Below are 3,668 nucleotides of genomic sequence, written 5' to 3'. Positions count from 1 at the left end.
GGACCTGGCGGCACCTGCTGGTGACGGTCCGCTCGCCGCGGCGGATCTTCGCGGCGAAGGCGCTGGCGAGCGGCACCGTGCTGGGACTGCTGGTGGCCGGGCTGGTGGCGTCGAGCGCGGTGGGCGGCCTGGCGGCGGTCGGGAACCGGCCGCTGGTCGGCGTCGACGGGCACCTGCTGGCGCCGTCCGCCGCGGCGCAGGCCGTGCTGCTCGCCTGGGCGTGCGCGCTGGCGCCCACGCTGGCGCTGGCGGCGCTCGGGCTGCTCGGCTCGGTGCTGCTCGGGCGCTCGCCGATGGGGCTGCTGGTGCCCGCGCTGGCGTCCGTCGCGATGCAGGTGGCCCAGATGCTGCCGCTGCCGGTGGCGTTGCGCCTCGCGCTGCCCGGCTACGCGTTCGTCGCCTGGAACGGGCTGTTCGCCGACCCGGCCCGACCCGACCAGCTGCTGATCGCCGTGGCGGCCGGGCTGGCCTGGGCGGTGGTGGCGACCGCCGCCGCCTACCTGCTGTTCGTGCGGCGGGACTTCACCAACGGCAGCGAGGACGGGGTGGAGCGCCGCGCGTTCCGCTACGGGGTGCTGCCGCTGGCGGCGCTGCTGGCGCTGACCGTCGGCGCGGTGGCCGCGGCCGAGCCCGCCACCGGCGCGGGGATCACCCAGGGCAAGGTGCAGCACGAGGTGGCCACCGTCTTCGGCCACCTCTACCGGCTGCAGACCGAGCAGTTGCACCGACCCGCCGTCACCGAGGACCAGTTGCAGGTCTCGGCGGCCTGCGACCGCGGCGACGGCCACGTCGACCCGCAGGGGGCGGGCAACGACTGGCGCTGCGTCGTGACGTGGCACCTGCCGGGCGTCGCCGCGCCCGGAACGGCCGTCTACCAGCTCGACATCGCCCCGGACGGACGGCTGATGGCCGACGGCGACGGGCCGAAGGAAGTGAACGGCTACTTCCTGGTGCAGACCCCGAACGGGGACGCGCCGAACCCGCTCTGGCAGTTCGACGGCGAGGTCGGGCTGCTCTCGGGCGCGACGAGCTGACGGGCACCACCCACGGCCGGCACACCGCACCACCCCGACGGATTCCGCCCACTCAACGAAGGGATGACGCCATGCAGGTGACGCGTCGTCGTGTTCAGAAGGCCCGCCCCGCCCTCCTCGGCCGCCGCACCGGCCGCCGGGCCACCCTCGCCACGGCGTGCATCACGGCAGTGGCCGTGGCCACCGGTACGGCGTTCGCGGCCACCACCCAGTTCGGCACCCAGCAGTTCGGCCAGGTCACCGCCGACGGCCAGGTCATCTCCGGCGACCAGTACCTGGCCCCGTACGGCAGCCGACTGGTCGTCAACGACGGCAAGATCATGGCCTCCCGGGTCAGCCCGGACGGCAGCCACCTGGCCGCCTCGGTCGCCGACGGCGACGCGTCGCTGGTGGTGGTGGACCTGAAGTCCGGGAAGGTGCAGCAGCGCGTCGGCACCGCGAAGGTCGACGACCTGCACCTGGCCGCCGGCTCGGTCGGCCAGGAGGCCCCGGTCTACTCGCCGGACGGCTCGCAGCTGTGGCTGGGCCAGACCGACGGCTACACCCGGTTCACCGTGAACGCCGACGGCTCGCTGGCCGACCCGCTGACGGTGTCGATCCCGGCCGACGGCGCCAAGCACGCGCTCGCGTCGGGCGCGGTGTTCTCCGCCGACGGCTCGACGGTGTACGCGGCGGTCAACGGGCAGAACCGGGTGGTCGCGATCGACGCGCGGACCGGTGCCGTCGGCCGGAGCTGGACGGTGGGCAACGCGCCGCGCGGCATCGTGCGGGTCGGCGACAAGCTGTACGTCGGCAACGAGGGCGGCCGCCCGGCCACCGAGGACGACGACACGCTCAACTCCTACGGCACCCAGGTGCCGGCCGACCCGGACACCGGCGCCACCACCAGCGGCACCGTGAGCGTGATCGACCTCGCGCACACCGCCGCCCCGGTCCGCTCGATCGACGTGGGTCTGCACCCGACCACGCTGTACGTCAAGAACGGCGTGCTGTTCGTCACCGACACCGGGACGGACGAGGTGTCGGTGATCGACACCAAGCGGGACCGGGTCGTGCAGACCGTCTCCACCAAGCCGTGGCCGGAGGCCACCGTGGGGTACGAGCCCACCGCCGTGACGCTCACCGACGACGGGCACCTGCTGGTCACCCTCGGCCGCGCCAACGCGGTGGCGGTCTACCGCTTCACCACCGCCCAGGAGCCGGTCAGCTACGTCGGCCTGCTGCCGACCGACTACTTCCCGGCGGAGATCACCACCGTCGGCTCGACGGTGGTCGTCTCCAACACCCGCGGCATCGACGCCCAGCGGCCGAACGCCACCGGCGCGCACAACACCCACGACACCACGTCGAGCGTCACCCGGTTCACCCTGCCGGGCGACCGGGAGATCCGTGACCAGACCGCCAAGGTCTTCCGGCAGAACGGCTGGACCAACGGCTCGGTCCGCACCGCCGCGGGGCACCGGGCGAAGCCGGTGCCGGTGCCGGCCCGGATCGGCGACCCGTCGACGATCAAGCACGTCTTCCTGATCGTCAAGGAGAACCGGACCTACGACCAGCTGTTCGGCGACGTCGCGAAGGGCAACGGCGACCCGGCGCTGACCCAGTTCGGCGCGAACGTGACGCCGAACCAGCACGCGCTGGCCGACCAGTTCGGCCTCTACGACAACACCTACGACATCGGCACCAACTCCGCCGAGGGCCACAACTGGCTGATGCAGGCCGACGACCCGGAGTACACCGAGTCCTCGGCGGGCGAGTACCAGCGCAGCTACGACACCGAGGACGACGCACTGGGGCACCAGCGCTCGGGCTTCCTGTGGACCGGCGCCGAGGCGGCCGGCCAGGACGTGCGCGACTTCGGCGAGTTCCAGCAGTTCCTCACCAAGCCCGACGGGGCGACCTGGCAGAACCTGTACTGCGACGCGAAGACGATGGACGCGACCGGGCAGGACACCGCCTACCCGCTCGACTCCTCGTCGCCGATCCCGTCGCTCAACGACGTGTCGGTGTCCGGCTTCCCCAAGTTCGACCTCGACGTGCCGGACCAGTACCGCTACCAGGTGTGGAAGCAGGACTTCGAGCAGAACGGCCCGGCGAACCTCAACATGCTGTGGCTGTCCAGCGACCACACCGGCGGCCCGGCGAGCCCGGCCGCGCAGGTCGCCGACAACGACCTGGCGACCGGCAAGATCGTCGACGAGATCTCGCACAGCGAGTACTGGAAGGACTCGGCGATCTTCGTCGTCGAGGACGACTCCCAGGCCGGCCTCGACCACGTGGACGGCCACCGGGCCCCGATCCAGGTGATCAGTCCCTGGGCCCAGCACGGGACCGTCGACGACCACTACTACACGCAGATCACCATGGTCCGCACCATCGAGCAGATCCTCGGGATCCAGCCGATGAACCAGAAGGACAGCGCGGCCAGCCCGATGGCCGGGGCCTTCACCGACAAGCCGGACTTCACGCCGTTCACCGCGGTGCCCAACCGGACCTCGCTGACCGACGGCCTCAAGACGCTGCCGTCGTGCGGCGCGGACGTGCCCGGCGCGGCGGCGCCGGCCGCCCGGAGCGCGGCTGCCCCCGCGGCCCAGGCCCCGTCGGCCCCCGGGCCGACGACGGTCGCGCCCCCGG

General features: G+C 72.8%; 2 protein-coding genes. Both read left to right on the top strand.

Translation table 11 applies throughout. The features are described from left to right. A partial coding sequence (locus ACFW1A_RS39405; RefSeq protein ID WP_380418327.1) for an ABC transporter permease occupies positions 1-1,034 on the top strand: 1,034 nt, incomplete at its 5' end. A gap of 71 nt (positions 1,035-1,105) precedes the next feature. Continuing rightward, the coding region (locus ACFW1A_RS39400; RefSeq protein ID WP_380418325.1) for a bifunctional YncE family protein/alkaline phosphatase family protein at positions 1,106-3,668 on the top strand (2,563 nt) is incomplete at its 3' end.

The organism is Kitasatospora sp. NPDC058965 (assembly GCF_042741245.1).
Lineage (GTDB): Bacteria > Actinomycetota > Actinomycetes > Streptomycetales > Streptomycetaceae > Kitasatospora.
This window is presented reverse-complemented; position numbering and strand designations above follow the sequence as displayed.